This is a genomic window from [Erwinia] mediterraneensis (assembly GCF_900604315.1).
Taxonomy (GTDB): domain Bacteria; phylum Pseudomonadota; class Gammaproteobacteria; order Enterobacterales; family Enterobacteriaceae; genus Pantoea; species Pantoea mediterraneensis_A.
On the sequence record NZ_LR026978.1, the window covers coordinates 2,709,173 to 2,731,963 of the forward strand.

Consider the following 22,791-nt stretch of genomic DNA (forward strand, 5'->3'; position numbering starts at 1 on the left):
ACAGGACAACTCTTACAAAGGTTCCCTTACGGGCCGGGCGTTGGTAGCGCACAGTGCTCGTATCGCTGAACTCACTACGGCAAGCCGTGAAAGCGGCAACAATGAAACCTCAAAAAAAGCACACTAATGCTTAAGGGATCACAATGCAGAACAGCGCGATGAAGCCCTGGCTGGACTCCTCCTGGCTGGCCGGCGCGAACCAGTCTTACATAGAACAACTCTATGAGGATTTCCTGACCGATCCTGACTCTGTTGATGCTGCGTGGCGTGAAATGTTCCAGCAACTGCCAGGCACTGGCGTGAAGCCCGAACAGTTTCACTCTACGACGCGCGAATATTTTCGCCGCCTTGCTAAAGACGCATCACGTTACACCGCCTCAGTTTCCGATCCAGCTATCAACTCCAAGCAGGTCAAAGTCCTGCAACTGATCAACGCGTTCCGTTTTCGCGGCCATCAGCACGCAAACCTTGATCCCCTTGGGCTCTGGAAGCAGGAACCGGTAGCCGATCTCGATCCGGCCTTTCATGACCTGACCGAGGCCGATTTTCAGGAAACCTTTAATGTCGGCTCTTTTGCTATCGGCAAAGAGACGATGAAACTGGGCGAACTCTATGAAGCGCTGAAACAGACCTATTGCGGATCTATCGGCGCCGAATATATGCATATCAACAACACCGAAGAGAAACGCTGGATTCAGCAGCGTCTTGAATCGGTGGTGGGCCATGCCTCGTTCAGCAACGATGAGAAAAAAAGTTTCCTGAAAGAGCTGACCGCAGCGGAAGGGCTGGAAAAATACCTCGGCGCTAAATTCCCGGGAGCGAAACGCTTCTCGCTGGAAGGCGGCGATGCGCTGGTGCCGATGCTGCGTGAAATGATTCGTCACGCTGGCAAAAATGGCACACGCGAAGTGGTACTGGGGATGGCACACCGTGGCCGCCTCAACGTTCTGATTAACGTTCTGGGTAAAAAACCGCAGGATCTGTTTGACGAATTCGCCGGTAAACACAAAGAACACCTCGGCACCGGGGACGTGAAGTACCATATGGGCTTCTCCTCTGATGTGGAAACCGAAGGCGGTCTGGTGCACCTGGCGCTGGCATTTAACCCTTCACACCTGGAGATCGTCAGTCCGGTGGTAATGGGGTCAGTGCGTGCACGTCTCGATCGCCTGGACGAACCGAGCAGCAATAAAGTGCTGCCGATTACCATCCACGGCGATGCCGCAGTCACCGGTCAGGGTGTGGTTCAGGAAACCCTGAACATGTCGCAGGCGCGCGGTTATCAGGTGGGCGGTACGGTACGTATCGTCATTAATAACCAGGTGGGCTTCACCACCTCGAATCCGAAAGATGCGCGTTCAACGCCGTACTGCACCGATATCGGCAAAATGGTGCTGGCGCCGATTTTCCACGTCAATGCGGACGATCCGGAAGCTGTCGCTTTTGTTACCCGTCTGGCGCTCGACTATCGCAACACCTTCAAACGCGACGTCTTTATCGACCTGGTCTGCTATCGCCGCCACGGTCATAACGAAGCGGATGAGCCAAGCGCAACCCAGCCGCTGATGTACCAGAAAATCAAAAAACATCCGACGCCGCGTAAAATTTATGCCGATCGTCTGGAAGCGGAGAAAGTGGTCGCGCTGGAAGATGCCACCGAAATGGTCAATCTCTACCGTGATGCGCTTGATGCCGGTGAATGCGTGGTGCCTGAGTGGCGTCCGATGAGCCTGCACTCCTTTACCTGGTCGCCGTATCTCAACCATGAGTGGGATGAGGGTTATCCGGAAAAAGTAGAGATGAAACGCCTGCAGGAACTGGCGCGTCGTATCAGCCAGGTGCCAACAGAGATCGAAGTGCAGTCGCGTGTCGCGAAAATTTATAACGATCGCCAGGAGATGGCCGAAGGTAACAAGCCCTTCGACTGGGGCGGTGCGGAAAACCTGGCTTACGCCACGCTGGTAGATGAGGGCATTCCGGTGCGTCTCTCCGGCGAAGATGCGGGCCGCGGTACCTTTTTCCATCGTCACGCGGTGGTCCATAACCAGGTGAATGGTTCAACCTATACGCCGCTGCAAAACATCCACAGCGGTCAGGGCCAGTTCAAAGTCTGGGACTCCGTACTGTCAGAAGAAGCGGTGCTAGCCTTTGAATATGGTTATGCCACGGCAGAACCGCGCACCCTGACCATCTGGGAAGCGCAGTTTGGTGATTTTGCCAACGGCGCGCAGGTGGTGATCGACCAGTTCATCAGCTCTGGCGAGCAGAAATGGGGCAGAATGTGTGGTCTGGTGATGCTGCTGCCGCACGGCTATGAAGGCCAGGGCCCGGAGCACTCCTCCGCCCGTCTGGAACGTTATCTGCAGCTTTGCGCTGAGCAGAATATGCAGGTATGCGTACCTTCTACCCCGGCTCAGGTGTATCACATGCTGCGTCGTCAGGCGCTGCGCGGTATGCGTCGTCCGCTGATCGTGATGTCGCCGAAATCGCTGCTGCGTCATCCGCTGGCGGTGTCATCGCTGGATGAGCTGGCAAACGGCAGCTTCCAGCCAGCGATTGGCGAAGTGGACAATCTTGATCCGCAGGGCATCAAACGCGTGGTGCTGTGCGCCGGTAAAGTCTATTACGACCTTCTGGAGCAGCGCCGTAAAAATGAACAAACTGATGTGGCAATTGTGCGTATTGAGCAGCTCTATCCCTTCCCGCATAAAGCGGTGCAGGAAGCGCTGAAAAATTACGCGCATGTCCAGGATTTCGTCTGGTGTCAGGAAGAGCCTCTGAACCAGGGCGCATGGTATTGCAGTCAGCATCACTTCCGCGAAGCGATTCCGGCAGGGGCTTCACTGCGTTATGCAGGCCGTCCTGCTTCCGCTTCACCGGCCGTTGGCTATATGTCCGTTCACCAAAAACAGCAGCAAGACCTGGTTAACGACGCGCTGAACGTTGATTAATTAAAAGGAAAGATTAATGAGTAGTGTAGAGATTCTCGTTCCCGACCTGCCTGAATCCGTTGCTGATGCCACGGTGGCAACCTGGCACAAAAAACCGGGTGATGCGGTAAGCCGTGATGAAGTACTGGTAGAAATTGAAACTGACAAAGTGGTACTGGAAGTGCCGGCTGCGGCTGATGGTATTCTGGATGCCGTGCTGGAAGACGAAGGCGCGACAGTCACCTCTCGTCAGATTCTGGGGCGCCTGAAAGAAGGCAACAGCGGCGGTAAAGAGAGCTCAGCTAAAGTTGAAGGCGCTGAGTCAACGCCAGCGCAGCGTCAGACCGCCTCGCTGGAAGCGGAAAGCAATGACGCGCTGAGCCCGGCGATTCGCCGCCTGATTGCAGAACACAATCTGGATGCTGCCCAGATCAAAGGCAGCGGCGTCGGCGGCCGTATTACGCGTGAAGATGTAGAAAAACATCTGGCGAAGAAAACTGAAACGCAGAAAGCGGCTCCGCAGCCAGAAGCGGCGGCAGCGCAGGCACCCGTTGCCAACCGCAGCGAGAAGCGTGTTCCAATGACGCGCCTGCGTAAACGCGTGGCTGAGCGTCTGCTGGAAGCAAAAAACAGCACCGCGATGCTGACCACCTTCAACGAAGTGAACATGAAGCCGATCATGGATCTGCGCAAGCAGTACGGCGAAGCCTTCGAGAAGCGTCACGGTGTGCGTCTGGGCTTTATGTCTTTTTACATCAAAGCGGTAGTGGAAGCGCTGAAGCGTTTCCCGGAAGTGAACGCCTCTATTGATGGCGAAGATGTGGTTTACCACAACTATTTCGATGTCAGCATCGCAGTATCCACGCCGCGCGGTCTGGTAACGCCGGTGCTGAAAGATGTTGATGCGCTCAGCATGGCTGACATCGAGAAGAAAATTAAGGAACTGGCGGTTAAAGGACGTGACGGAAAACTCACTGTCGACGAACTGACCGGTGGTAACTTTACCATCACCAACGGTGGTGTGTTCGGGTCGCTGATGTCGACGCCGATTATCAACCCGCCGCAGAGCGCTATCCTGGGTATGCACGCCATTAAAGATCGACCGATGGCAGTGAATGGTCAGGTCGTGATTCTGCCAATGATGTACCTGGCACTCTCTTATGATCACCGTCTGATCGATGGTCGTGAATCCGTCGGCTATCTGGTCGCGGTGAAAGAGATGCTGGAAGATCCGGCTCGTCTGCTGCTGGACGTTTGATTTATACCGGGATAACGGGCGCGTAACGTGCGCGCCCAACCCATTACTCTTTTCAGACCTGAATGGATAGAACATCATGAACTTACACGAATACCAGGCGAAACAGCTGTTTGCACGGTATGGTTTACCGGCACCAACCGGTTACGCCTGTACTACGCCACGTGAAGCGGAAGAAGCGGCCTCCAAAATTGGCGCAGGCCCGTGGGTAGTAAAATGTCAGGTTCATGCCGGTGGCCGTGGTAAAGCGGGCGGTGTGAAAGTGGTCAAGAGCAAAGAAGAGATTCGTGCTTTTGCGGAGAACTGGCTGGGTAAACGTCTGGTCACTTATCAAACCGATGCTAATGGTCAGCCGGTTAACGAAATTCTGGTTGAAGCGGCAACCGACATCGATCAGGAACTCTATCTGGGTGCGGTTGTTGACCGTGCCAGCCGTCGCGTGGTCTTTATGGCCTCTACCGAAGGCGGTGTTGAGATTGAGAAAGTAGCGGAAGAGACCCCGCACCTGATCCATAAAACGGCGCTGGATCCGCTGACAGGCCCGCAGCCTTATCAGGGCCGCGAGCTGGCATTCAAACTGGGTCTGACCGGCAAGCAGGTCAGCCAGTTCACCAAAATCTTTATGGGTCTGGCGACCATGTTCCTTGAGCGCGACCTGGCGCTGGTTGAGATCAACCCGCTGGTGATCACGAAGCAGGGCGATCTGGTGTGCCTCGACGGCAAACTGGGCGCGGATGGCAACGCCATGTTCCGTCAGCCGGAGCTGCGTGAAATGCGCGATCCGAGCCAGGAAGATCCGCGTGAAGCGCACGCAACACAGTGGGAACTGAACTACGTTGCGCTGGAAGGCAACATCGGTTGTATGGTGAACGGTGCCGGTCTGGCGATGGGCACCATGGACATCGTGAAACACCACGGTGGTCAGCCTGCTAACTTCCTCGACGTAGGCGGCGGCGCAACCAAAGAGCGCGTTACCGAAGCCTTTAAAATCATCCTGTCTGATGACGCGGTGAAAGCCGTATTCGTCAACATCTTCGGCGGCATCGTGCGCTGCGACCTGATTGCTGACGGTATCATCGGCGCGGTGGCTGAAGTTGGCGTGAACGTACCGGTCGTGGTACGTCTGGAAGGTAACAACGCTGAGCTGGGCGCCCAGAAACTGGCGGACAGCGGTCTGAACATCATTGCAGCAACCAGCCTGACAGACGCGGCACAGCGTGTTGTTGCTGCTGCGGAGGGTAAATAATGTCCATTTTGATCGATAAAAACACCAAAGTGATCTGCCAGGGTTTTACCGGTGGACAGGGTACGTTCCACTCTGAGCAGGCGCTGGCTTACGGCACTCAGCTGGTTGGCGGCGTCACGCCAGGCAAAGGCGGCACCACGCACCTGGGCCTGCCGGTGTTTAATACCGTACGCGAAGCAGTGGAAGCCACTGGCGCAACCGCAACGGTGATCTACGTTCCGGCACCGTTCTGCAAAGATGGTATTCTGGAAGCGATCGACGCGGGCATCAAACTGATCATTACCATCACTGAAGGTATCCCGACGCTGGATATGCTGACCGTGAAAATGAAGCTGGATGAAGCGGGTGTCCGTATGATCGGACCAAACTGTCCGGGCGTTATCACCCCGGGGGAATGTAAGATCGGTATCATGCCGGGTCATATTCACCTGCCTGGTCGTGTCGGCATCGTGTCCCGTTCAGGGACTCTGACCTATGAAGCGGTAAAACAGACCACTGATATCGGCTACGGCCAGTCCACCTGTGTGGGCATCGGTGGTGACCCGATCCCGGGTTCTAACTTCATCGATATCCTGAAAATGTTCCAGGACGATCCGCAGACCGAAGCGATCGTGATGATCGGCGAGATCGGTGGTAGTGCAGAAGAAGAAGCGGCTGCCTTTATCAAAGAGCATGTGACCAAACCGGTTGTCGGCTATATCGCTGGCGTGACCGCGCCGAAAGGCAAACGTATGGGTCACGCGGGCGCGATCATCGCAGGTGGTAAAGGTACGGCTGATGAGAAATTTGCCGCACTGGAAGCCGCTGGCGTGAAAACTGTACGCAGCCTGGCCGATATCGGCGACGCAGTAAAAGCGGTTCTTCCGCAGAAATAAGTTAACACTGGTGTGTTGCGATAAAGGTCACCTGCGGGTGGCCTTTTTTATTGCCAGTTTAAAACCACGTCCTGCGGGCGTGGTTATCGCCTCGGTTTTGGCTCTGCCTGTAAAAACCCGCCCATGTCAAACTTCTTATCCGTTGTCCCCACAACTGATAAGGAAATTCAACATGAGCAGGTTTCAAAAAGCTTCCCACGTGCTGTGGCATTGTCAATACCATATAGTCTGGACGCCAAAGTGTCGCTTCAGGATATTAAAAGGAAATGTTGGTAAAGAGGTTTGCCGGCAAATCTGGATTTTAAGCGAACAGCTTAAAATCCAGATAGTTGAGTTAAATGTGCAGCTGGATCATGTACATCTTTTGGTAAAGATTCCACCGAAGCTATCAGTATCGGAAGTAATGGGTCATTTGAAAGGCAGAACAGCAATAAGGTTGTTCAGTAAGTTCCCGTACCTGCGTAAGTACAAATTATGGGGCAATCACTTTTGGGCCAAAGGATACTGTGTGGACACAGTCGGAGTAAATGCTGAAATGATCCGTAAATATGTAAAATATCAAGAGAAGCATGAAGTTGAAGATAAACAACTATCGCTTCATGAGGTGTGAAGAGAGGGCTCTAAGAGTCCGAACTTAGTACGCCCCTATGGGGCGAAGAATAAAGCCGCCTTCTATGAAGGCGGATTTTTACTGGCCTTACAGGGGGGCTGCCCGCTTACCGCTGCTGCAGTTCGCGCAGGTAAGCGCAGAACATATCCGTCAGGGCATCCGCCCAGGCTGCAATTTCTGCTGGCGTGCGCGGCGTTTCTGAAAAGCGGCTTCCCACCGCGCTAAAGGTGGTGGTGATCAGCTCTGTAACCCGTTGCCGTGTCGCCGCAGGCGCCTCCGGCAGTAATTCCTGCATAAACAGCGCCATGGTGCGATCCGCCGCCATCCGTGCCTGCTGCGCTTCGGGCGCATCGCGATAGAGCGGCGCGGCGTCGTTCAGCGCTATCCGCACTGGTGCCTCCTCACACTCTGAACGGATAAAGGCGTGTACCAGCGTGCGCAGGCGCACCAGTGGCGGCTGGCTGACATCCTCAAGGATAGCGCGCAGCATATCTGTGGTTTCCTGCCACTCATCGATCTGCAGGCGAAAAAGAATCGCCGACTTATTCGGAAAGTATTGATAGAGCGATCCGACGCTGACGCCAGCTTTTTCCGCTACCCGGGCCGTGGTAAAACGCGTGACGCCTTCTTCGGCAAGGACCTGAACGGCCGCCTGCAAAATGGCGCTCACCAGGCTGGCTGAACGCGCCTGTTGCGGTTGTTTACGGGTAGCAATCTGTGGACGGCGTCGGCTGGTCATAATGGGCCCGGCAAAATCACGGCAAAAAAGAGAGCTTCTATCCTACCTTAAATACGACGAATTCGTCAGCTTTTTGCCGGGATTGCAGGGCGTTCTGCCGCATGGAAAAGGCGATTTTTCCTGAGGTAAAACCTGAGCTGGCGCTGACCAAAGAACAGGAAAAGCGCGCAACGGCGCGCTATAAGCGGGCTTGCGGGCCTCGGGCGTGGGACGAAAATGCGAACATGCATGCGAATAGTGAACGCGAATAAACAGTCGTATTATTGCTGAAAACGCGATGATTAATTCGCTTTTATAAGCAAGTCCTCTTCAGAGGGCACCTTTTCAGACTGGAGATCGCTATGACCACCTCATCAACGACAACTCTCACTGCTGCGCCGCTGGCACCTTTGCTGGAGCATCTGTTCACCCAGGCCGAGTCGGTCAACAGTACAGCCATCATCGACATCCCTCATACGGAGCGTCAGCGCCTGATGCACAGCAAAACGGAATATCTTGATTTATATACCCGTCTCAGAGAGCTCTGGCTTCCGGTAACGCGCGAAACGGGGAGGCTGCTTTACATGCTGGCACGCAGTATTCATGCATGTCATATCATCGAGTTTGGCACGTCGTTCGGTATTTCAACGCTGCATCTGGCTGCCGCGTTACGCGATAACGGCGGCGGTCGTCTGATCAGCTGCGAGTTTGAGCCTTCAAAGGTGGCACGCGCGCGGCAACATCTGGCTGCTGGCGGCCTGGACGATCTGGTGGAAATCCGCGTTGGCGATGCGCTAAACACGCTGGCGAGCGATTTACCTGACACCATCGATCTGCTGCTGCTTGATGGGGCGAAAGCGCTTTATAACGACATTCTGACGCTGGTGGAGCCACGCCTGCGCACGGGCGCACTGATTATTGCCGATAACGCTGAGTACAGCCCGGATTATCTGCAACGGGTGCGTGCGCCGGACAGTGGCTATATTTCCGTGCCGTTCGCGGAGGATGTCGAACTTTCACTGCGAGCAGGCTGACAGGAAAACCATCATGCAACTCACAGGCAACACCATGCTTATTACCGGCGGGAGCAGCGGCACAGGCCGCGCCCTTGCGGAAGCCTTTTATCATCGCGGCAACCGCGTCATTATTACCGCACGGCGTCAGGCGTTACTGGAAAGAGTAGTCGCCGAACGTCCGGGCATGCTCGGGCTAACGGCCGACCTCACCAATCCGGAAGAGGTGACCCGGTTAGCGACAGAGGTACGGGCCAGCTTTCCGCAGCTGAATGTGCTGATCGCCAATGCCGGTATTTCACGTGCGGAGGATGTGCGGGCGGATAGCTGGGATGGCAGCGATGCTGAGGCGATCACAGAAACTAATATTCTGGGAGTGGGCGCATCACGGCCGCGCTTTTACCGCTTCTCAGAAAATAGCCGAATGCCACCCTGATGGCCACCAGCTCGGCGCCGGCCTTTGTACCACGCGCGGATTTTCCTGCCTACTGCGCCAGTAAGGCGTTTTTGCATGCCTGGCTGACGTCACTACGTCATCAGTTGCGCAGCATCCCGGTAGAGGTGCTGGAGCTTTCTCCGCCTTATGTGCAGACCGGACTCACCGGCAGCCAGCAGATGCAGGATCCGCGCGCCATGCCGCTCGCGACCTGTCTTGCCGGGGTGATGCAGCGGCTGGAGCAGGGCGAGCATCCTGGCGGTGAAATCGTGCTGGAGCAGGATCTCCCGCGCCGCTGGGCGGAGCGCAACGGCACCTTCGAGGCGATCTTTTTTGCCATGAACGCGAACTGAAGACGCCGGTGTCGACTGATGGCTGTCATCCTGAAATACTGCCAGCAAACGCCACAAGGCTGTTCCTCACTGTCCGGTGGCGTTGCCTCCCGCTTTTTTCCGCAGGCCGACGTCGCCGTGTCGCGTTAATAAAAAAGAAAAAAGGTTATTAATTTCTGAATATATTTGCCGCAGCAAAACAATTAATTAACAAAAAAGCCCGCTGAACATATCTCATCATGCAATTCGTTAATTCAGATCAATAAATGGCAATTTAAAGAAAATTATAGCGCTGGAAAAGCGCAGCGCCGGGAGGTTTAATTGCGCTGCATCAATTCATTACCCGTTCGAATATTACCAAATATTATCGAAAAATGATGAAGCCGCACGCACCACATTCGCGTACACCGGCATAAAAGCGGGGTTGAACTGATGAAATCAGCAGCGTTACACAGGCTTTGCGCGTTGACGTCAGGCAGCCTTTACTGCTGCACGACAGGTAACAAAGCTGGAAATTAATCATCCCTCTTTTCTGAACGTTCTGTCCGCCACGCATTTAATCACGCTGAAATGTAGCGAATAAACGGGGCGTTTTAGCTGAGAACCAGGAGTCACTATGTTAGATATCGTCGAACTGTCACGTTTACAGTTTGCGCTGACAGCAATGTACCACTTCCTTTTTGTCCCGTTAACGCTGGGTATGGCATTTCTGCTGGCCATTATGGAAACCGTATATGTGCTGTCAGGCAAACAGATTTATAAGGACATGACAAAGTTCTGGGGCAAATTATTTGGTATTAACTTTGCCCTCGGCGTCGCGACCGGCCTGACGATGGAGTTTCAGTTCGGTACCAACTGGTCCTACTACTCGCACTATGTCGGCGATATTTTCGGTGCGCCGCTGGCAATTGAAGGACTGATGGCCTTTTTCCTCGAATCGACTTTTGTTGGCCTGTTTTTCTTTGGCTGGGATCGTCTGAGCAAAGGGCAGCATCTGGCGGTCACCTGGCTGGTGGCGCTGGGTTCCAACCTGTCCGCGTTGTGGATTCTGGTGGCGAACGGCTGGATGCAGAACCCGGTGGCCTCGCACTTTAATTTCGAAACCATGCGTATGGAGATGGTGAGCTTTGCCGGTCTGGTACTGAATCCGGTGGCGCAGGTGAAATTTGTCCATACCGTGGCGGCAGGCTACACCACCGGCGCGATGTTTATTATGGGTATCAGCGCCTGGTATCTGCTGAAAGGGCGCGACATCACTTTCGCCAAACGCTCTTTTGCCATTGCCGCCAGTTTTGGCCTGGCTGCCGTGCTCTCGGTAATCGTTCTGGGTGATGAATCGGGCTATGAAATGGGGGATGTGCAGAAAACCAAGCTGGCCGCGATTGAAGCCGAGTGGGAAACCCAGCCGGCGCCTGCACCTTTTACTCTGTTTGGTGTGCCTGATCAGGAAACCCAGGAAAACCGTTATGCCATTCAGATCCCCTATCTTCTGGGTCTGATCGCCACGCGCTCAGTAGATACCCCGGTGACCGGCCTGAAAGCGCTGCTGGCGCAGCATGAACTCCGTATCCGTAACGGTATGCAAGCCTATGCGCTGTTAAATGAACTGCGCGCAGGCAGCCAGGATCCGGCAGTGCGTGAGGCGTTTGAAGCGAGCAAACAGGACCTTGGTTACGGCCTGCTACTGAAACGCTATACCGACAAGGTCACGGACGCCAGCGAAGCGCAAATCCAGCAGGCGGCGCAGGATTCCATTCCGCGCGTGGCGCCGCTCTACTTTGCATTCCGCATTATGGTGCTGTGCGGCGTGCTGCTGCTGGGCATTATCACCCTGGCCTTCTGGAGCGTGATACGTAACCGCATCGGCAATAACCGCTGGCTGCTGAAAGCTGCGCTGTGGGGCATTCCGCTACCCTGGATCGCCGTGGAGGCGGGCTGGTTTGTGGCCGAGTATGGCCGTCAGCCGTGGGCTATCGGTGAAGTGTTGCCCACCGCGGTGGCTAATTCGTCGCTGACGGTCAGCGATCTTCTTTTCTCAATGACGCTGATTTGTGGTCTCTACACGCTGTTTCTGGTGGCGGAAATGTACCTGATGATCAAATTTGCCCGTCGCGGGCCGAGCAGCATGCACACCGGACGCTACCATCACGAAACTGCTGCTGTCACCACGCAGCCTGCGCGCTGATAAAGGAGAATATCCATGTTTGATTATGAAGTTTTGCGCTTTGTCTGGTGGTTGTTGATCGGCGTGCTGCTGATTGGCTTCGCAGTGACTGACGGCTTTGATATGGGCGTCGGCATGCTGACGCCTCTGCTGGGGCACAGCGATACGGAGCGACGCATTATGATTAACAGCATCGCCCCGCACTGGGATGGTAATCAGGTCTGGCTGATCACCGCCGGCGGCGCGCTGTTTGCGGCCTGGCCGATGGTGTATGCCGCTGCCTTTTCCGGCTTTTACATGGCGCTGATCCTGGTGCTCGCCTCGCTGTTTTTCCGTCCGGTGGGATTTGAATATCGCTCCAGGATTGAAGACAAGCGCTGGCGCGCCAGCTGGGACTGGGGCATTTTTCTCGGTAGTTTTGTGCCGCCGCTGGTGATCGGCGTGGCATTCGGCAACCTGCTGCAGGGTGTGCCCTTTCACACCGATGAATATATGCGTCTGTTCTACACCGGTAACTTCCTGCAGCTGCTGAATCCCTTTGGCCTGCTGGCGGGCATTATCAGCCTGACCATGATTATGGCTCAGGGGGCTACCTATCTGCAGATGCGCACCAGCGGCGAACTGCATCAGCGGGCACGTCTGGCGGCGCAAATCGCGGCGCTGGTGATGCTGGTCAGCTTTGTGCTGGCGGGGGGCTGGGTGATCTTCGGCATTGATGGCTATGTGGTAAAAAGCGTGATCGACCACCATGCCGCCTCTAACCCGCTGGGGAAAACGGTGGCGCGTGAGGCGGGTGCCTGGCTGGTGAATTTCCATAACACGCCGCTGCTCTGGCTCTTCCCGCTGTTCGGCTGTCTGCTGCCGCTGCTGACCATCTTCTGCTCGCGCAAAGAGCAGGGCGGCTGGGCGTTCATCTCCTCATCACTGACGCTGGCCTGCGTGATCATGACGGCGGGCATCGCGATGTTTCCATTTATCATGCCTTCCAGCACGGTGCCGGATGTCAGCCTGACCATGTGGGATGCGACTTCCAGCCTGTTAACGCTGAAGCTGATGACCTTTGCCGCCATCATTTTTGTGCCGATTATCCTCGCGTATACCGCCTGGTGTTATTACAAGATGTATGGCCGCATTACCCACCAACATATTGAGAGCAATACGCACTCCCTCTACTGATACAGGAGACAGACCATGTGGTATTTTGCCTGGATTCTCGGCACCCTGCTGGCCTGCGCTTTCGGCGTTATCACGGCGCTGGCGCTGGAGCATGTGGAAGAGAGCAATAACCATAAACAGGCGTAATAACCTGTCTATCAACAACCAGGGCCCGTTACGGGCCCTGGTTGTTTTCGGGTATCAGCGGCAAGGGCGTTGCGCTGATACCATCCCCCTGTTATCTGGCCGCGGCGCATTACCCCGTTATCCGGCGGGAAAAGCAGCGCTTTCTTGCACTTTTGTCATGCGATGGTCAAGAAATCAGCCGGAAAGGTTTCCGGTTGTGATTGTCTGATAATTATTTTCTCCTGACTCAGGCGAGCCATTCCAAACCCGAAATCTCTTGCGTATAGTAAGCAACGTTTAAAACGGGTCGGGATGTAAAGTGAGCACAACGTTGTTTCGCTGGCCGGTTCGGGTCTATTACGAAGACACCGATGCCGGGGGAGTGGTTTATCACGCCAGCTATATCGCTTTCTATGAACGAGCACGTACCGAAATGTTGCGTCAGCGCCATTTCCAGCAGCACCGTCTGCTGGAAGAGCAGGTCGCTTTTGTGGTACGGCGGATTACGGTAGATTATCTTGCGCCAGCGCGTCTTGATGAGCTTCTGGAAATTCAGAGCGAAGTCAGAAAGATAACGCGGGCAACCATGACGTTCGCCCAACGTATCGTGAATGCCGAAGGCGTAGTGCTCAACGAAGCAGAAGTCCTGATTGCCTGTATCAACCCACATCTTATGAAGCCGATAGCGCTTCCCAGGTCTATTGTCGCGGAGTTCAAGCAGTGACTGACATGAACGTTCTTGATTTGTTCCTGAAGGCGAGCCTTCTGGTCAAACTTATCATGTTGATTTTAATCGGCTTTTCAATTGCGTCCTGGGCTATCATCATCCAGCGTACGCGCATCCTCAATGCCGCCGGACGCGAGGCGGAAGCGTTTGAAGACAAATTCTGGTCAGGCATTGAGCTGTCGCGCCTCTACCAGGAGAGCCAGGCGCGTCGCGATGAGCTGGCGGGCTCGGAACAGATTTTCTATGCGGGCTTTAAAGAGTTTGCCCGTCTGCATCGCGCCAACAATCATGCACCTGAAGCGGTAGTGGAAGGGGCCAGCCGGGCGATGCGCATTTCAATGAATCGTGAGCTGGAAACGCTGGAAAATCATATTCCTTTCCTGGGTACAGTCGGCTCGATCAGCCCTTATATCGGTCTGTTTGGCACTGTCTGGGGGATTATGCACGCCTTTATCGCCCTGGGGGCGGTGAAACAGGCCACGCTGCAGATGGTCGCGCCCGGTATCGCTGAAGCCCTGATCGCCACTGCGATCGGCCTGTTTGCCGCGATTCCGGCGGTAATGGCCTACAACCGACTGAACCAGCGGGTGAACAAGCTGGAGCAGGGCTACGACAACTTTATGGAAGAGTTCACGGCTATCCTGCATCGTCAGGCATTCTCCAGCGACAGCAACAAGTAAGAGCGGAGGTTATTCATGGCCAGAACGCGCGGTCGCGGGCGTCGTGACCTGAAGTCGGAAATCAATATCGTTCCGCTGCTGGATGTGCTGTTGGTGCTACTGCTCATTTTTATGGCGACAGCGCCGATTATTACCCAGAGCGTCGAAGTCGATCTGCCTGACGCTACCGATTCGAAAACGGTTGGCAGCAATGACAATCCGCCGGTGATCGTCGAGGTCTCGGGGGTGGGTCAGTACAGTCTGGTTGTCGACCATGACCGTATGGAGCAGTTGCCGCCAGAGCAGGTGGTGAGCGAGGCACAGCAACGTCTTTCGTCGAATCCAAAAACTGTCTTTTTGATCGGCGGTGCCAAAGATGTGCCTTACGACGAAATCATCAAGGCGTTGAATCTGCTGCATCAGGCAGGTGTTAAATCCGTCGGTTTGATGACGCAGCCGATTTAAAGTCGAACCGTTTTTTGGGAACCGAGAGTGTCGAAGGCAACCGAGCAAAACGAGAAGTTAAAGCGCGCGATAATCATTTCGGTGATATTGCATATCGTCCTGATCGCCTTACTGATATGGAGCTCGTTTAGCGAAAATATCGAGGCCAGCGGAGGCGGTGGCGGCAGCGATATCGATGCGGTGATGGTCGATCCTGGCGCGGTAGTAGAACAGTATAATCGCCAGCAAAATCAGCAAAGTGACAGTCAGCGCGCCGAGCAGCAGCGTAAAAAGCAGGCTCAGCAGCAGGCGGAAGAGCTGCAGCAGAAACAGGCGGCGGAACAGCAGCGTCTGAAAGAGCTGGAAAGAGAGCGTTTGCAGGCGCAGGAAGAGGCCAAAGCGCAGGCGAAACAAGCGCAGGAACAGCAGCGTCAGGCGCAGGAAGCAGCAAAACAGGCGCAGGAGCAGCAAAAAGCGGCGGAAGCCGCAGCGGCCAAAGCGAAGGCGGAAGCGAAAGCGCAGGCTGAAGCGCAGGCGAAGGCGGCGGCTGAAGCGAAGCAGAAAGCGGAAGAGCAGGCGAAGCAGGCGGCGGCTGAAGCGAAGAAGAAAGCGGAAGAGCAGGCGAAGCAGGCGGCAGCTGAAGCGAAGAAGAAAGCGGAAGAGCAGGCCAGACAGGCTGCTGCCGAGGCGGCGAAGCAGAAAGCGGCGCAGGAAGCGAAAGCGGCAGCAGCTGAAGCGAAGGCGAAAGCGGCGGCCGAAGCCAAAGCCAAAGCGGCACAGGAAGCGAAAGAGAAAGCGGCTGCTGAGGCAAAAGAAAAGGCTGCGGCAGAAGCGAAAGCCGAGGCTAAAGCGAAAGCGGCAGCAGAGGCGAAAGCCAAAGCCGCGGCCGAAGCGAAGAAAAAAGCGGCGGCAGAAGCGGCGAAAAGCGATAGCGATGTAGACGATCTGCTGGGCGGACTGGCTTCTGGTAAGAATGCGCCGAAAAGCGGTGACGCCGGTAAGAGCGGCGGCGCGGCAGCGGCGGGGCAGGGCAACCAGAAGAAATCGGGCGCCTCGGGGGCGGATATCAGCAATTATGCGGGACAGATCCGCGCGGCGATCCAGAGTAAGTTTTACGATTGGGAAAGCTACAAAGGGCGTACCTGTAGCTTGCGCATTAAACTGGCGCCCGATGGCTTGCTGATTGACGCCAAAGCAGAAGGGGGCGATCCTGCGCTGTGTCAGGCAGCACTGGCGGCGGCACGTCAGGCGCGGTTCCCGAAACCACCGAGCCAGGATGTGTACCAGGTGTTTAAAAACGCACCGCTGGATTTCAAACCGCAATAATGCAGTAACGCACGGCGGGTTGAACTATGGTTAGCTTGCCGTACTCTATTAGGCTTTAACTCGTCGTTTTCAGGAACAGTGCGAATTATCGTGGACTGAGGTTCAGATAAGGGAGATAAAATGAAGCAGGCACTTCGTGTAACGTTAGGCTTTTTTATACTGCTGTGGGCAGCCATGCTGCATGCAGAAGTTCGCATCGAAATTACCCAGGGGGTAAACACCGCGCGTCCTATCGGTGTGGTGCCGTTTAAATGGGCAGGTCCTGGCGCTGCGCCGGAAGATATTGGCGGAATCGTGGCGGCCGACCTGCGCAACAGCGGTAAATTTAATCCGCTGGATCGCTCGCGACTGCCGCAGCAGCCTGCCAGCCCGCAGGAAGTGCAACCTGCCGCCTGGACCGCCCTCGGCATTGACGCCGTAGTGGTCGGTCAGGTGCAGCCGAATCCGGATGGCAGCTATCAGATCGCTTATCAGCTGGTAGACACCGCAGGCGCGCCGGGTACGGTGCTGGCGCAGAACCAGTTTAAAGTGACCAAACAGTGGCTGCGTTACGCGGCACATACCGCCAGCGATGAAGTATTTGAGAAACTCACCAACATCAAAGGGGCTTTCCGTACCCGTATCGCCTATGTAGTACAGACCAATGGCGGTCAGTTCCCGTATGAAGTTCGCGTGGCAGACTATGATGGCTACAACCAGTTTGTGGTACATCGTTCACCTCAGCCGCTGATGTCGCCGACCTGGTCGCCGGATGGCAGCAAACTCGCTTACGTGACCTTTGAAAGCGGTAAGTCAGCGCTGGTAGTACAGACGCTGGCTAACGGCGCTATCCGTCAGATCGCCTCTTACCCGCGCCATAACGGTGCGCCGGCCTTCTCGCCGGATGGCTCGAAACTGGCCTTTGCCCTGTCGAAAACCGGCAGTCTGAACCTCTATGTGATGGATCTGGCCTCAGGTCAGGTACGTCAGGTAACCAATGGCCGTTACAACAGCACTGAACCGACCTGGTTCCCGGACAGTCAGACTCTGGCGTTCACCTCGGATCAGGCGGGTGCGCCGCAAATTTATAAAGTCAGCGTCAACGGCGGTACGCCGCAGCGCATCACCTGGGAAGGTGGGCAGAATCAGGACGCTGATGTCGCTACGGATGGCAAATCAATGGTGATGATTAGCACCAGTGGTGGTGCTCAGCACGTCGCCAAACAGGATCTGGAAACGGGAGCCGTTCAGCAATTAACGGACACGTTCCTGGATGAGACGCCGAGTCTTGCACCTAACGGCACGATGGTGATCTATAGCTCTACTCAGGGGATGGGTTCCGTGTTGCAGTTGGTTTCAACTGACGGGCGTTTCAAAGCGCGTCTTCCGGCAACTGATGGACAGGTCAAATTCCCTGCCTGGTCGCCGTATCTGTGATGCATGTGTAAATATGTATGGCAAACAATAATAGGATTTAGAAATGCAACTGAACAAAGTGCTGAAGGGTTTAATGCTGGCTCTGCCGGTTATGGCTGTAGCGGCTTGTAGCTCCCACAAAAATAACAACAATGACCAGACCGGTATGGGTGCTGATGGCGCTTACGGTGCTGGTGCGGGCATGAACGGCAACATGTCTTCTGACGAGCAGGCGCGTCTGCAGATGCAGGAACTGCAGAGAAACAACATCGTTTACTTCGGCCTGGACAAATATGACATCCAGTCTGATTACGCGCAGATGCTGGACCAGCATGCTGCTTTCCTGCGTAGCAACCCGTCTTACAAAGTGACCATCGAAGGTCATGCGGATGAGCGCGGTACGCCGGAATATAACATTGCACTGGGCGAGCGTCGTGCCAGCGCAGTGAAAATGTACCTGCAGGGTAAAGGCGTTTCAGCTGACCAGATGTCCATCGTTTCTTATGGTAAAGAGAAACCGGCCGTTCTGGGTCATGACGAATCTGCTTACGCTAAAAACCGTCGTGCCGTTCTGGTTTACTAAGAGAATCGTATGATTAGTAACTTCAGGCTTCATATTGTGAGTCTGTCGTTACTGGTTGGCTTAGCGGCCCCCTGGGCCGCTAATGCCCAGGCATCAATCAGTAGCGTCGGCTCCGGCTCGATCGAAGATCGGGTTACCACCCTTGAACGTATCTCTAATGCCCAGGCGCAACTTTTGCAGCAGCTGCAAGAGCAGATTAATGCCAACCAGAGCGATATCGACTCGCTGCGCGGGCAGATTGAACAGAACAGTTACCAGCTGAGCCAGATTGTTGAGCGGCAAAAGCAGCTCTATCAGCAGATCGATGCGCTCAGCAGCGGCAGTAACGCCAGTCAGAGTGGGGCAGGCGGCGATGCGGCGGCTTCTGCAGGCGCGGCAGCTGGCACTGGCGCTGATGCGGGGGCAACGGCCTCCTCTGCAGCACCGGCACAGAGCGGTGACGCCAACAGTGACTATAACGCTGCGGTGGCGCTGATTCTGGAGAAAAAACAGTACGATCAGGCCATCACGGCTCTGCAGGCATGGGTGAAGCGCTATCCTGACTCCACCTATCAGCCGAATGCCAACTACTGGCTGGGTCAGCTGTTTTACAACAAAGGCAAAAAGGATGATGCCGCCTACTACTTTGCTACCGTAGTAAAAAACTATCCTAAGTCGCCAAAAAGTGCTGAAGCGCTGTTTAAGGTGGGCGTTATCATGCAGGATAAAAACGATACGGCAAAAGCCAAAGCGGTTTATCAGCAGGTAATCAAACAGTACCCCAATAGCGAGTCGGCGAAACAAGCGCAGAAACGTCTGACCAGTCTGTAATTTATGCCGGATGGACCGGATTTCGTTTGAATTCTGGTCTCACCGCATGAAAGGTAAGCAGTTGCACCCTGTGCCGGAAAATAAGGGTTGCGCTACCCCGCTAAATCAGTAATATATGCCGCCGTTGCCGGGACATATCTGAATACGTATCGGCAAGCCTGAAGATGGGTCGTTAGCTCAGTTGGTAGAGCAGTTGACTTTTAATCAATTGGTCGCAGGTTCGAATCCTGCACGACCCACCATCTCTCTGCACGCAGTGCACAGTGGCGCAGATACCTTCAGCATCGTTGTACAACCTAAGATGGGTCGTTAGCTCAGTTGGTAGAGCAGTTGACTTTTAATCAATTGGTCGCAGGTTCGAATCCTGCACGACCCACCATCTTAAGCTGCTGGCTGGCTTTTTAGCTTAGCACGTTGTCCAACCCCCAGCGGGTCGTTAGCTCAGTTGGTAGAGCAGTTGACTTTTAATCAATTGGTCGCAGGTTCGAATCCTGCACGACCCACCAATTCAGGAAAAAGCGCCTCAGGGCGCTTTTTTCGTTTGTAGCGCACAATGCCTGACGTGCGCCTTCAGCCGCAGGGATGGAGCAGCGCATATCTGTACGAGCCACCAGATCAGAAAAAAGCGCTTTCAGGACGCTTTTTTCGGTTTAACTGCGTTCAGGTTTTTCCAGATATGCATAACAGCATAGCTGCGCCAGGGCCGCCACGGCTGTGAACGCGCCTCCGCGCTGGCTGGCGTCACGCTGCCGAGATTATTACGAATAGCGATATCCTCTTTCGGAAAAGCATCGGGCCAGCGCAGTGCGCGCATAGCGATATAATTTGCCGTCCAGGGCCCTATTCCCGGCAGCGCCAGCAGCCGCTGGATAATAATCTCCGGGCTGATCGCGCCACTAAAGCGAATTTCACCTGTGTGACAGGCGGCGGCAAGTGCCAGAATCGCGCGGGCGCGAGTACTGACGATGCCGAGCTGCGCCACTTCATCCAGCGTCGCGTTCAACAGCGCTTCCGGAGGCGGAGAAAGACGGCTTAGCGCAGGGAAAGGGGTAAGAATCTCCTCGCCAAAGGCTCCGGCGAAACGGCTACTCAGGGTTGTTGCCGCCTTCACGGTGATTTGCTGCCCCAGAATGGCGCGTACCGCCAGTTCAAAGCCATCAAAGGCGCCGGGCACTCGTAGTCCCGGATTACGCTGCACGCTCTCCGCCAGTAGCGGATCCTGCTGCAAACGTCCGGCTATCAGCAGCGGCTGGGCGCTAAGATCAAACAGGTTGCGCAGCCGTTGTAGCAGGGCAGGCAGCACCGGAACCAGAGAATGGCTGAATTCCACCTGGAGCGCCGGTTTGTGCGGGTGCGCTGTTACGCGCAGCCAGCCGCGATAGTTGCCCAGCTTCACGGTGCGCATATAACTGTTGTCATCTACCGCCTCGACATCTTTCATCAGGCGCAGGCTAAGAAACTCCAGCATTGTGGGCCAGTCATAGGGCGGACGATAGCTCAGCAACAGTTGCGCGCCATCGCCGCTGGCAACCGGACATTCCTGCTGGTTAGCCTCTTTACGCAGGCAACCTGGCGTCATGCGATAGCGCGCCTGAAAAACATCATTAAAGCGACGCAGGCTGTTAAAACCGCTGGCATAGGCGATATCGGTAATCGGCAGGCGCGTTTCGGTTAACAGCTGTTTCGCCAGCAACATGCGTCGCGTCTGTCTGAGTTCAAGCGGCGATACGCCCAGTTCCTGGTGCACAATACGTCGCAGCTGACGCAGGCTCAGGCCAAACTCGGCGGCGATCGCTTCAAGTCGCGCATTTTCCTCCAGCAGACCTTCATTGATACGTTGAACCAGCAGGTCAGCAATACGGTGCCGGTTATCGACTGGCGCATTGCCCGGTGCCAGTTCCGGACGGCAGCGCAGACAGGGGCGAAAGTGGGCTTTTTCTGCCGCTTCAGCACTGTCGAAAAACAGACAGTTTTTCCGCTGCGGTGGCCTGACCGGACAGACGGGACGGCAATAGATACCGGTTGAGGTCACGCCGACAAAAAAGACGCCATCAAAGCGGGTATCGCGTGCGGTTAATGCCTGGTAAGCAATATCGGGATCGAGCATGGCAATTCTCCGGTAAATAATGCTTATCCTGCGGCAAAACAGGAAAAGAAACTCGCTGCTTTCGGACAGGCAAACAGTTTACTATGAGGACCGAAAACAGCCAGTCAGCGGGCAAAAAAGTGGGATAATAGCGACACTGTATGTGTATGAGCCGGAGGTCATCCTGTGTACCATTACAAAACCATCAACTCACCGGTAGGCGTACTGACGCTGGTTGCCAGCGCGGCGGGACTGGCAGCGATCCTGTGGGAAAATGAGGTGCCGAAGCATGTCAGGCTCCGTCCGCTCCAGCAAAACGACCAGCATCCGCTGCTGTGTGAAGCGGCCCGTCAGCTTGACGACTATTTTCATGGGCGACGGCAACAGTTCGATCTGCCGCTCGATTTTGCCGGTACGGCGTTCCAGAAAAAAGTGTGGCAGGCGCTGCTCAGCATTCCTTTCGGGGAAACGCGCAGCTACCGACAGATCGCCGAGCAGATTGGACATCCGGCCGCGGTGCGTGCCGTCGGAGCGGCCAACGGGCGCAATCCGCTCTCTATTGTCGCCCCCTGCCATCGGGTGATTGGCGCGAACGGAAAACTCACCGGTTTTGCCGGTGGGCTGGAGGTTAAAGCCTTCCTGCTGGCGCTGGAAACGCAGCGGGAAACTGTTTGCCTCACATCCTGAGCGCAGAACAGAAAAAAAGCACGACATCATCAGTAAACTCCGCTATCGTGTTTAGCATAAAAAACACGGTAGCGGCATATACGCCGCCTGATGGCTTAATCAAGCCATATTCGTTAAATACAAAAAACGAGAGACGCGTTATGAGCCTGATGTTTGATTCTGAAAGCGCCGTTTATCCTTTTCCAGCCAAACCCGCCCGCCTTAACGATGAAGAAAAACAGTTCTACCGGCAGAAAATCAAAACGCTGTTAAAGACGCGTAATGCGGTTATGGTTGCCCACTACTACACTGACCCCGAGATTCAGGCACTGGCGGAAGAGACGGGTGGCTGCGTGGCCGATTCGCTGGAAATGGCGCGCTTTGGCAGCCAGCACGCCGCCTCAACGTTACTGGTGGCTGGGGTGCGCTTTATGGGCGAGACGGCAAAAATTCTCAGCCCCGAAAAAACTGTGCTAATGCCGACGCTGGAAGCAGAATGTTCGCTCGATCTGGGCTGCCCCGCTGAGGCTTTCAACGCCTTTTGCGATGCGCATCCCGATCGCACCGTGGTGGTGTACGCCAATACCTCAGCGGCAGTGAAGGCGCGGGCGGACTGGGTGGTCACCTCCAGCATTGCGGTAGAACTGATTGCGCATCTTGACAGCCTGGGCGAAAAAATCATCTGGGCGCCGGACCGGCACCTGGGGCGTTATGTGGCGCAGCAGACGGGCGCGGATGTATTGTGCTGGCAGGGGGCGTGCATCGTGCACGACGAATTTAAAACCCAGGCGCTGCAACGGATGAAAGCGCTGTTTCCGCAAGCAGCCGTACTGGTGCATCCCGAATCGCCGCAGGCGATTGTCGCACTGGCCGATGCGGTGGGTTCTACCAGCCAGCTGATTCAGGCGGCCAGAACGCTGCCGCACCCGCAGCTGATTGTCGCCACCGATCGCGGCATCTTCTATAAAATGCAGCAGGCGGTGCCGGAAAAAGAGCTGCTCGCGGCTCCGACCGCCGGTGAAGGCGCTACCTGCCGCAGCTGCGCCCATTGCCCCTGGATGGCGATGAACGGGCTGAGGGCGATTGCCGACGGGCTGGAACAGGGCGGTAGCGCTCATGAGATCCAGGTTGACGCCGCGTTGCGCGAGGCGGCACTGCTGCCCCTGAACCGCATGCTATCCTTTGCTGCAACCCTTAAACTTAATGTGAAAGGCAACGCCTGAGGCGTGTCATTT

At 55.4% G+C, this 22,791-nt stretch carries 23 protein-coding genes and 3 tRNA genes; 24 read left to right on the top strand and 2 right to left on the bottom strand.

Translation table 11 applies throughout. The features are described 5' to 3' along the window. Positions 1–143 precede the first annotated feature (143 nt). The 5 genes from sucA to tnpA all read left to right on the top strand — a co-directional run bounded on the left by sucA (position 144) and on the right by tnpA (position 6,916). Positions 144–2,951: a 2-oxoglutarate dehydrogenase E1 component gene (sucA, locus tag E0E17_RS12760; protein WP_130834419.1), complete on the top strand. Its 2,808-nt coding sequence runs from the start codon at positions 144–146 to the stop codon at positions 2,949–2,951. A gap of 16 nt (positions 2,952–2,967) precedes the next feature. Beyond that, complete coding sequence (odhB, locus tag E0E17_RS12765; protein ID WP_130834420.1) at positions 2,968–4,188, top strand: 2-oxoglutarate dehydrogenase complex dihydrolipoyllysine-residue succinyltransferase; 1,221 nt, start codon at positions 2,968–2,970, stop codon at positions 4,186–4,188. Between the two features lie 76 nt (positions 4,189–4,264). Further along, positions 4,265–5,431, top strand: a complete 1,167-nt coding sequence (gene sucC, locus E0E17_RS12770) for an ADP-forming succinate--CoA ligase subunit beta (RefSeq protein ID WP_130834421.1) — start codon at positions 4,265–4,267, stop codon at positions 5,429–5,431. Further along, the gene (gene sucD, locus E0E17_RS12775; RefSeq protein WP_130834422.1) at positions 5,431–6,306 is read left to right on the top strand and encodes a succinate--CoA ligase subunit alpha; all 876 of its coding nucleotides are present in this window, start codon (positions 5,431–5,433) and stop codon (positions 6,304–6,306) included. The genes sucC and sucD overlap by 1 nt, the downstream gene beginning before the upstream one ends. A gap of 172 nt (positions 6,307–6,478) precedes the next feature. Next, positions 6,479–6,916, top strand: a complete 438-nt coding sequence (tnpA, locus tag E0E17_RS12780; RefSeq protein WP_130835546.1) for an IS200/IS605 family transposase — start codon at positions 6,479–6,481, stop codon at positions 6,914–6,916. Positions 6,917–7,022: 106 nt separating this feature from the next. Here tnpA and E0E17_RS12785 read toward each other — a convergent pair whose 3' ends face one another. Next, positions 7,023–7,655, bottom strand: coding sequence for a TetR/AcrR family transcriptional regulator (locus E0E17_RS12785; protein WP_130834423.1), 633 nt, complete (start codon positions 7,653–7,655; stop codon positions 7,023–7,025). A 101-nt stretch (positions 7,656–7,756) separates the two neighbouring features. Here E0E17_RS12785 and E0E17_RS20235 point away from each other — a divergent pair, with 101 nt between their 5' ends. From E0E17_RS20235 to E0E17_RS12860, 17 genes are all read left to right on the top strand, one after another. Continuing rightward, positions 7,757–7,906 carry a hypothetical protein gene (locus tag E0E17_RS20235; protein ID WP_165446228.1) on the top strand — a complete coding sequence of 50 codons (150 nt, stop codon included), beginning with the start codon at positions 7,757–7,759 and terminating at the stop codon, positions 7,904–7,906. Positions 7,907–7,996: 90 nt separating this feature from the next. Further along, positions 7,997–8,668 (top strand): O-methyltransferase, encoded by a 672-nt coding sequence (locus E0E17_RS12790; RefSeq protein WP_130834424.1) that lies wholly within the window; start codon positions 7,997–7,999, stop codon positions 8,666–8,668. 13 nt (positions 8,669–8,681) lie between these two features. Further along, positions 8,682–9,083 (top strand): SDR family NAD(P)-dependent oxidoreductase, encoded by a 402-nt coding sequence (locus tag E0E17_RS20520; protein WP_207302055.1) that lies wholly within the window; start codon positions 8,682–8,684, stop codon positions 9,081–9,083. Next, positions 9,083–9,436, top strand: a complete 354-nt coding sequence (locus E0E17_RS20525) for an SDR family NAD(P)-dependent oxidoreductase (RefSeq protein WP_207302056.1) — start codon at positions 9,083–9,085, stop codon at positions 9,434–9,436. Before E0E17_RS20520 ends, E0E17_RS20525 begins: the two co-directional genes overlap by 1 nt. A 595-nt stretch (positions 9,437–10,031) precedes the next feature. Beyond that, positions 10,032–11,600 (top strand): cytochrome ubiquinol oxidase subunit I, encoded by a 1,569-nt coding sequence (gene cydA / locus E0E17_RS12800; RefSeq protein WP_130834425.1) that lies wholly within the window; start codon positions 10,032–10,034, stop codon positions 11,598–11,600. 15 nt (positions 11,601–11,615) lie between these two features. Further along, a complete protein-coding gene (cydB, locus tag E0E17_RS12805) occupies positions 11,616–12,755 on the top strand; it encodes a cytochrome d ubiquinol oxidase subunit II (RefSeq protein ID WP_130834426.1) in 1,140 nt (379 codons plus the stop codon). A 15-nt stretch (positions 12,756–12,770) separates the two neighbouring features. Next, positions 12,771–12,881, top strand: a complete 111-nt coding sequence (gene cydX / locus E0E17_RS12810; protein ID WP_130834427.1) for a cytochrome bd-I oxidase subunit CydX — start codon at positions 12,771–12,773, stop codon at positions 12,879–12,881. A gap of 298 nt (positions 12,882–13,179) precedes the next feature. Beyond that, positions 13,180–13,584, top strand: a complete 405-nt coding sequence (gene ybgC, locus E0E17_RS12815; protein ID WP_130834428.1) for a tol-pal system-associated acyl-CoA thioesterase — start codon at positions 13,180–13,182, stop codon at positions 13,582–13,584. Continuing rightward, positions 13,581–14,267 (top strand): Tol-Pal system protein TolQ, encoded by a 687-nt coding sequence (gene tolQ / locus E0E17_RS12820; protein WP_130834429.1) that lies wholly within the window; start codon positions 13,581–13,583, stop codon positions 14,265–14,267. The genes ybgC and tolQ overlap by 4 nt, the downstream gene beginning before the upstream one ends. Positions 14,268–14,282: 15 nt before the next feature. Then, the gene (gene tolR / locus E0E17_RS12825) at positions 14,283–14,711 is read left to right on the top strand and encodes a colicin uptake protein TolR (protein ID WP_130834430.1); all 429 of its coding nucleotides are present in this window, start codon (positions 14,283–14,285) and stop codon (positions 14,709–14,711) included. A gap of 27 nt (positions 14,712–14,738) precedes the next feature. Continuing rightward, positions 14,739–16,016: a cell envelope integrity protein TolA gene (gene tolA / locus E0E17_RS12830; protein WP_130834431.1), complete on the top strand. Its 1,278-nt coding sequence runs from the start codon at positions 14,739–14,741 to the stop codon at positions 16,014–16,016. 120 nt (positions 16,017–16,136) lie between these two features. Further along, entirely contained in the window at positions 16,137–17,432 is a 1,296-nt protein-coding gene (gene tolB / locus E0E17_RS12835) for a Tol-Pal system beta propeller repeat protein TolB (protein ID WP_130834432.1), read from the top strand. Between the two features lie 43 nt (positions 17,433–17,475). Beyond that, positions 17,476–17,994 carry a peptidoglycan-associated lipoprotein Pal gene (gene pal / locus E0E17_RS12840; protein WP_130834433.1) on the top strand — a complete coding sequence of 173 codons (519 nt, stop codon included), beginning with the start codon at positions 17,476–17,478 and terminating at the stop codon, positions 17,992–17,994. A 9-nt stretch (positions 17,995–18,003) separates the two neighbouring features. Beyond that, positions 18,004–18,804 carry a cell division protein CpoB gene (gene cpoB, locus E0E17_RS12845; RefSeq protein ID WP_130834434.1) on the top strand — a complete coding sequence of 267 codons (801 nt, stop codon included), beginning with the start codon at positions 18,004–18,006 and terminating at the stop codon, positions 18,802–18,804. Between the two features lie 166 nt (positions 18,805–18,970). After that, positions 18,971–19,046, top strand: a tRNA-Lys gene (locus E0E17_RS12850). A gap of 61 nt (positions 19,047–19,107) precedes the next feature. After that, positions 19,108–19,183, top strand: a tRNA-Lys gene (locus tag E0E17_RS12855). Between the two features lie 51 nt (positions 19,184–19,234). Then, positions 19,235–19,310: transfer RNA gene (locus E0E17_RS12860), tRNA-Lys, on the top strand. 125 nt (positions 19,311–19,435) lie between these two features. Here the strand turns inward: E0E17_RS12860 and E0E17_RS12865 are convergent. Then, positions 19,436–20,911 (bottom strand): AlkA N-terminal domain-containing protein, encoded by a 1,476-nt coding sequence (locus E0E17_RS12865; protein ID WP_130834435.1) that lies wholly within the window; start codon positions 20,909–20,911, stop codon positions 19,436–19,438. A 165-nt stretch (positions 20,912–21,076) separates the two neighbouring features. Here E0E17_RS12865 and E0E17_RS12870 point away from each other — a divergent pair, with 165 nt between their 5' ends. Continuing rightward, the gene (locus tag E0E17_RS12870; RefSeq protein ID WP_130834436.1) at positions 21,077–21,577 is read left to right on the top strand and encodes a methylated-DNA--[protein]-cysteine S-methyltransferase; all 501 of its coding nucleotides are present in this window, start codon (positions 21,077–21,079) and stop codon (positions 21,575–21,577) included. A gap of 140 nt (positions 21,578–21,717) precedes the next feature. Beyond that, positions 21,718–22,779, top strand: coding sequence for a quinolinate synthase NadA (gene nadA, locus E0E17_RS12875; RefSeq protein ID WP_130834437.1), 1,062 nt, complete (start codon positions 21,718–21,720; stop codon positions 22,777–22,779). The last annotated feature ends 12 nt before the right edge of the window (positions 22,780–22,791 follow it).